Source organism: Cellulomonas pasadenensis (genome assembly GCF_047229365.1).
GTDB lineage: Bacteria > Actinomycetota > Actinomycetes > Actinomycetales > Cellulomonadaceae > Cellulomonas.
This window is the reverse complement of record NZ_JBFTEP010000167.1, coordinates 1-6,659: the sequence shown is the minus strand read 5'-3', so window position 1 is coordinate 6,659 and position 6,659 is coordinate 1. Positions and strand designations below refer to the sequence as shown.

6 protein-coding genes are annotated in these 6,659 nt (G+C 74.3%); 3 read left to right on the top strand and 3 right to left on the bottom strand.

Annotation, left to right across the window (positions count from 1 at the left end; genetic code table 11):
- Both AB6N23_RS16540 and AB6N23_RS16535 read left to right on the top strand, forming a co-directional pair.
- On the top strand, positions 1-1,337 hold a 1,337-nt coding region (locus AB6N23_RS16540; RefSeq protein WP_412867084.1), incomplete at its 5' end, for a hypothetical protein.
- A gap of 110 nt (positions 1,338-1,447) precedes the next feature.
- A complete protein-coding gene (locus AB6N23_RS16535) occupies positions 1,448-1,981 on the top strand; it encodes a hypothetical protein (protein ID WP_412867083.1) in 534 nt (177 codons plus the stop codon).
- A gap of 80 nt (positions 1,982-2,061) precedes the next feature.
- On the opposite strand, the gene AB6N23_RS16530 is transcribed toward AB6N23_RS16535, so the two are convergent.
- From AB6N23_RS16530 to AB6N23_RS16520, 3 genes are all read right to left on the bottom strand, one after another.
- Positions 2,062-3,072, bottom strand: a complete 1,011-nt coding sequence (locus AB6N23_RS16530) for a type IV toxin-antitoxin system AbiEi family antitoxin domain-containing protein (RefSeq protein ID WP_412867082.1) — start codon at positions 3,070-3,072, stop codon at positions 2,062-2,064.
- 298 nt (positions 3,073-3,370) lie between these two features.
- Positions 3,371-4,465: an inositol-3-phosphate synthase gene (locus AB6N23_RS16525; RefSeq protein WP_378200602.1), complete on the bottom strand. Its 1,095-nt coding sequence runs from the start codon at positions 4,463-4,465 to the stop codon at positions 3,371-3,373.
- On the bottom strand, positions 4,462-5,100 hold the full coding sequence (locus tag AB6N23_RS16520) for a PadR family transcriptional regulator (RefSeq protein WP_412867081.1): 639 nt from the start codon (positions 5,098-5,100) through the stop codon (positions 4,462-4,464). Before AB6N23_RS16520 ends, AB6N23_RS16525 begins: the two co-directional genes overlap by 4 nt.
- Before the next feature lie 325 nt (positions 5,101-5,425).
- Between AB6N23_RS16520 and AB6N23_RS16515 the strand changes: the two genes are divergently transcribed.
- On the top strand, positions 5,426-6,659 hold a 1,234-nt coding region (locus tag AB6N23_RS16515; RefSeq protein ID WP_412867080.1), incomplete at its 3' end, for a transglycosylase domain-containing protein.

The following is a 6,659-nucleotide window of genomic DNA, read 5'->3' as shown; positions in this document are numbered from 1 at the left end:
GGCGTGCCACGCGCACAGCGCAGTACGCGTCTGTCGCCGCCGTGACGGTCCTCGCCGTCGGCACCGCCGGCTGGTTCGGGCTGCACCGCACCCCCGTCGAGCCGGTCGAGACGCCGACCCCGTCCCCGACGAGCACGCCGACCCCCACGCCGTCGCCGACCCCGACGTCCGCGCCGACGCCGTCCGCGACGCCGGCCGCCGCGCCGACGCCGGTGACGGTGCCCGGCCTGCCGCCGATGTTCGCGCTCGACGACGCGGCCCTCGCCTCCGTCGGCCCGGGCTGGACTCTCGCGCTCTACACCAACGGGTACGGCAACCCGTACGCCGTCGACGGGCGGCTGCTGCCGACCGCGCTCGTGGCCGTCGCGCCGACGGGCGAGCTGTACCTCGCCGACGTGCGGGAGGACGGCGAGTGGCTGCACCCGGTGCGGTGGGACGGGTCCTCGTCGGTGGTGGTGTCGGACTACGGCATGGACGGCGCGACTCCTCGGCACGTCATGGATCTGCGCACCGGCGACGTGGTGCCGGACGGCCGCGGGCTGCCCTCCGGCGCGGCGTTCCTCACCGAGCTGCCGTCGGACGGCGAGGTGTGGTCCGTGCGCGACCCGGTGCTGGAGACCACCGACTGGTGGGTCGTCCCGCCGGCCGGCGCCGCGCGGCAGGTCGCGGCGGGCACCGACGGGCGGGAGTGGGAGGCGGTCGTCAGCCCTGACGGGGCCCGGCTGGCGCTGCGTGACCGCGACGTCGCGGGCACCGCGGTCGTCGTCGAGCTGGCGTCCGGCCGCACCGTCCCCGGTGGCCCCGCACCGGACGGGCAGGCCTGCCGGCCCGTCGGCTGGGCCGACGACACGCACGTCCTGCTGCTGTGCTCCGACGACGCCACCGCCCTCGACCCGCCGCGCCCGGGCAGCCGGCCGCGGCTCGTCCGCCAGGACGTCACCGGCGGCGCCGCCCCGGTGGTCGTGCGCGAGCTCGCCGGCGACGCGACCGCCCCGTCCCAGGTGCACGCGACCGGCGACGGGAGAGTCGTGGCTGCGCTCGCGCCGGTGACCGCGGAGAGCGAGTGGTGCGCCGGCGACCAGGTCGTGGAGCTGCGTGCCGACGGCTCGACGTCCCCGCTCGACATCGTCCGCGTCGAGCCCGAGGCCCCCGTGGGCATCAGGCACGTGCTGACCGGGTACCTCGAGGTGGTGGAGGGCGTCAGCTGCGGCGGGGACGGGGCACCGTCGGCGCTCGTGGTCGTCGACCTGTTCGACGGCGGCAGCTGGGCGCTGCCGGCCGGCGAGGGCCCGGACGCCCGCTACCCGATCACGGCGGCCGTCGTGCGGCGACCCTGAGGTCGTCGACGCCGGGACCGGGGTCGCGGGCGGGTGCCGTGCGGGGAGGCGGTGCGGGTGCGGCCCCCGCACCGCCTACGCTCGCGTCGTCCGCCCGTGAGGAGGTGCCCGTGCCGCACGACGACCCCGCCGGCCTGGTCGCCGAGCTGCGCGCCGAGGTCGCGCGGCGCGTGCCCGACGACGTCGAGGTGCGCGCCACCGACGACGGGTTCGCCGTCGCGCACGCCGACGCGTGGGTGACGCGCGGGCCCGACGGCGTCTCCGCGTCCGCTCTGCGCAGCGTGGTGCGCTGCGACGCCGCGACGCTCACGCTGCGCATCGAGGACGTCGTGGGCGGCGCCGGCGTGGGCCGCTCGGGCCGGGTGCGGCGGAGCGGCTTCCGTGGCCGGGTCACCGGGTCGGGCTCCCGGTCCGTGTACGGCCGTCGTCCCGACGGCAGCCACGGGCTGCTCACCCGCACCCGCGCCCGGGGCCCCGACGTGCTGCACCGGGCCATCCGCGACGCGGCCGGTGCCCTCGGCTGGCAGGAGAGGCAGCCGTGGTCGGTGACGGTCGCCAAGGTGGCGGCCGCCGTCGGCGCCGGCGGTGCGCTCGTCACCGTCCTCGTCCTGGCGCTGGCAGCCGCCACGGGTCGCCTCACCTGATCCCGGCCGCGGCCGTCCGCCGCGTGCTCCGTGCCCGTGTGCAGCACTCGTCGCGCTCAGCGCGACGAGCGCTGCACGACTCAGCGGCCGAGCGGGCGCGCGACCGTGCAGGCGGCGGAGCACCGCGTCGGTGTGCCGGACCATCCGCGCGCCGCGAGGGCGGTCGCGACCTGGCCGGCGGCTGCACATGGCGCACCGACCACGTGCCGCCACCGGTACCGGAGCGTCACGTCGTGGTGCTCGACGCGCACCGCGTTGTCGCGCCACACGTCGTCGTCCGTCGCGGCGAACGGGTGCGCGAGCTGCCCGTCGAGCTCGACCCGCACGCCGTGGCCGACGTAGACCCGGTCCGCCCGGATCCACCGACCACCAGCCCGCTGCCGCACCTGCGGGGTGGACCGAGGCAGCCCGTGCGTGCGCTCGACGTCACGGTCGTACCGGCGCTCCAGCGGGGACTCGACGCCCGCCCGGACCTCGGCGAGCACGGCGACGAGCAGCGGGCGGTGCCGCAGGACCCCGCGGGTCGCCGCCTCCTGCTCGACCGCCCCCGGGTGCACACCCGCGCGAGCCGCCGCGCAGAGGACCCCGACCACGTCGTCCTCGGACGCCGCGTCCTGCACCAGGTCGACGACGGTGGACTCGCGCCGCACGGCCGGCAGCCGGCCGATCGTCGGCGGCATGCGACGCCGGCGTCGCACCACCACGCCCTCGTGGGGCCGCACCCAGCGCTCGGCCGGCACGCTCACGACCACGTCCCGCCCCGGCGCGCGGACGATGCCGTGCACGTAGGCGGCCGACCCGTGGGAGAGCGCCGCCCCCGGCCCGGCGACGAGCACGGCCGACCACGCGCGTTGCGTCCACGTCGGCACGCCGGACTGCAGCAGCACGACGCCACGGTGCATCCGCCGCCACTCCCCGGACTCGACACGGCGGGCGACCCGCGCGCGGTGCACACCCCCTCGCACCAGGTCCGCGACGGTCGCGACGCCGTGCTGCCGGACCACCGTCGCGCGCACGGGCTCCGGCAGCGCCCGCACACCCGGCAGGCTCACCACGTCCGGACGTCCCCGGTCCTCCTCGTCGCTGCGCACGCGCCGACCCTGCCGTGCCGCGGTGCGTCCGTGGCCCTGCGCGGACCCACCTGTGGACAGGCGTTCGCGCACGACCGGCGCGTGCAGCGTTCGTCACGCCACACGAGACGAACGCTGCACACCTCCGTGGTGGCGGCGGTCGGGAACGGGCGAGGGCCCGACGAGACGTGCTCGTCGGGCCCTCGGCCGTGCGGGGAGGTCGGTCAGCGCTCGTTCCCGTGCGCGCCGACCCTGCGCTGCGCTGCGGGCACCGGCCTGACGCTGTGCGCCGGGCCGGCACCCTCCGCTGCGCTCCGGCTCAGCGCTCGTTCTCGCCGCGGATGAAGGCCTCGAGCTCGGCGCGGCCCTTCTGGTCCTCCATCTGCACCGGCGGGGACTTCATGAAGTACGTCGACGCCGACAGGATCGGGCCGCCCACGCCGCGGTCCTTCGCGATCTTCGCGGCACGGAGCGCGTCGATGATGACGCCGGCCGAGTTCGGGGAGTCCCACACCTCGAGCTTGTACTCGAGGTTCAGCGGGACGTCGCCGAACGCACGGCCCTCGAGGCGCACGTACGCCCACTTGCGGTCGTCGAGCCACGCGACGTAGTCGGACGGGCCGATGTGGACGTTGCGGTCGTCCTTCTTGCCGGCCAGCGGGCCGTCGTCGAGGTTCGACGTGACGGCCTGCGTCTTCGAGACCTTCTTGGACTCCAGGCGCTCGCGCTCGAGCATGTTCTTGAAGTCCATGTTGCCGCCGACGTTCAGCTGGTACGTGCGGTCCAGGATGACGCCGCGGTCCTCGAACAGGCGGGCGAGCACGCGGTGCGTGATCGTCGCGCCGACCTGCGACTTGATGTCGTCGCCGACGATCGGCACGCCGGCGGCCTCGAACTTCGCGGCCCACTCGGGGTCGGACGCGATGAACACGGGGAGGGCGTTGACGAACGCGACGCCCGCGTCGATGGCGGCCTGCGCGTAGAACTTCGCGGCGTCCTCCGACCCGACGGGCAGGTAGCAGATGAGGACGTCGACCTGGGCCTCGCGCAGCGCGGCGACGACGTCGACCGGCTCGGCGTCCGACTCCTCGATGGTCTGCGCGTAGTACTTGCCGATGCCGTCGAGCGTGTGGCCGCGCAGCACCGGGACGCCCAGCGGCGGGACGTCCGAGATCTTGATGGTGTTGTTCTCCGAGTTGAAGATCGCCTCGGAGAGGTCGAAGCCGACCTTCTTCGCGTCGACGTCGAACGCGGCGACGAACTCGATGTCGCGGACGTGGTAGTCGCCGAACTGCACGTGCATGAGGCCCGGGACCTTCGCCTGCGGGTCGGCGTCGCGGTAGTAGTGCACGCCCTGGACCAGCGATGCGGCGCAGTTGCCGACGCCGACGATGGCGACGCGGATGGAGGTCATCCTCGCTCCTTCTCGGTGTGCGCCTCGGTGGATCCCTCGGCGTCGTCTGTGACGGCAGCCGGTCGGCCGCCGTTCTCGGTGCGGGCGCGGCGGACGCCGCGCTCGTTGTCGATGAGGCCGTCGAGCCAGCGCACCTCGCGCTCGACCTGCTCGAGGCCGTGGCGCTGGAGCTCGAGCGTGTACTCGTCCATGCGCTCGCGGGTGCGGTTGAACGACTGGCGGATCGTCTCGAGCCGCTCGGTCAGGCGGGTGCGGCGGCCCTCGAGGATGCGCAGGCGCGTCTCGGCGTCGGTCTGGCCGAAGAACGCGAAGCGCACGTCGAAGTTCTCGTCCTCCCACGCCGACGGCCCGGCGGTCCGCAGCACCTGCTGGAGGTGCTCCTTGCCGTCCGCGGTGAGCTGGTACACGATGCGCGCGCGCTTCGTGGCGACGGCGCGGTCGGCCGGCGCCTCGGTGCCGACGATCCAGCCGCGGGCCGCGAGCGACTTCAGCGCGGGGTACAGGGAGCCGTAGGACAGCGCGCGGAACGAGCCGAGGACGAGGTTGAGCCGCTTGCGCAGCTCGTACCCGTGCATGGGCGCCTCGGCGAGCAGCCCGAGGATGGCCGGCTCGAGCACGTCGGAGCGTCCGCGCACGTCACCCTCCTCCGTCTGCGACCGTCCCGGACCACCTGGTCCGGTTCTCGATGTATCACCGCGATACATCCGGAGAATAGATCGACGCGAACACGCCGCACAACCGCAGGGGCGACGCCGGCCCCGCCGGGCTTCCCGGCACCGCGTCCCGGCGTCACGGCGGCGTGCCGATCATGTGAAAGGTCGCTGAGGATCGGACGTCCGGGGGCGCGACGGGGCGAACGCCCCAGGCCGTTCGTCCATACTGGGCGCGGCGCCGCCGTGCCCGTCCCCACCCCCGGGGAGGGCGACGACGCCGGACCAGTCGTCGACGGAAGGTCTGGAGTTGGCAGCCTCGAACCGCCGTGCGGCGCCCCCCCGCGCCCGGCGCGCGACGCGACGCCCGACGTCGGAGGGCGGCAAGCGCCGCTTCTGGGACTACCCGCGCTCGGGGTACACCGGCCTGCACCGGTGGCTGCCGTCGTGGCGCGTGCTCCTGGGCACGTTCATCGGCGGCGTCTTCCTCGTGCTGGGCGCCGGCGTCGCCGCGTTCGCGCTGGTGCAGCCGCCGGACGAGCTCGACGAGGTCTCCTTCGAGACGACGACCGTGTACTTCGCCGGCCCCGAGCCCGGCACGCCCGGCCCCGTCATGGGCCAGTTCGCGGAGCAGAAGCGCGAGATCGTCGACTACGAGACGCTGCCCGACCACATCGGCAAGGCCGTCGCCGCCGGCGAGGACAAGACCTTCTTCTCCAACCGCGGCATCTCGATCACGGGCATGGCCCGCGCCTTCATCAACAACGTGCAGGGCAAGCCGGTGCAGGGCGGGTCGACGCTGACCCAGCAGTACGTCGAGCGGTACTACCAGAACACGACGAAGGACTACCTGGGCAAGGCGAAGGAGGCGATCCTCGCCGTCAAGATCACCCAGAGCGAGTCCAAGGAACAGATCATGGGCCGCTACCTGAACACGATCTACTTCGGTCGTGACGCGTACGGCATCCAGGCGGCCTCGCAGGCGTACTTCGGCAAGCCCGCCGCCGAGCTGAGCGTCTCGGAGGCGGCCCTGCTCGCCGCGGTGATCCCGTCCCCGAACAACTGGGACCCGGCGAACAGCCCGGAGAAGGCGCAGCAGCGCTGGGGCATCGTGCTGGACTCGATGGTCGACTCCGGGTGGCTGAGCGCCGCCGACCGCGCGGGGCAGGTGTTCCCGACGACGATCGCGTACGCCCGCGGCGAGACGTACCGCGGCCCCAACGGCTACCTCCTCAAGATGGTCGAGGACGAGCTGCTCGCCACGAAGCTGTGGCGCGAGGACGAGCTGCGCACGCGCGGGCTCGAGATCATCACGACGATCGACCCCGAGGTGCAGGAGGCCGCGAAGGTCTCCGTCGACGAGCTGCGTGCCGGCGCGCTGTCGGACGGCGCGACGCCGAACGAGCGCATGCGCGTCTCGGTCGTCTCGGTGGACCCCGCGACGGGCGGCATCGTGTCCCTGTACGGCGGGCCGGACTACCTCGCGGACTCCCGCAACACCGCCACGTTCGACCTCATCCAGGCCGGCTCGACGTTCAAGCCGT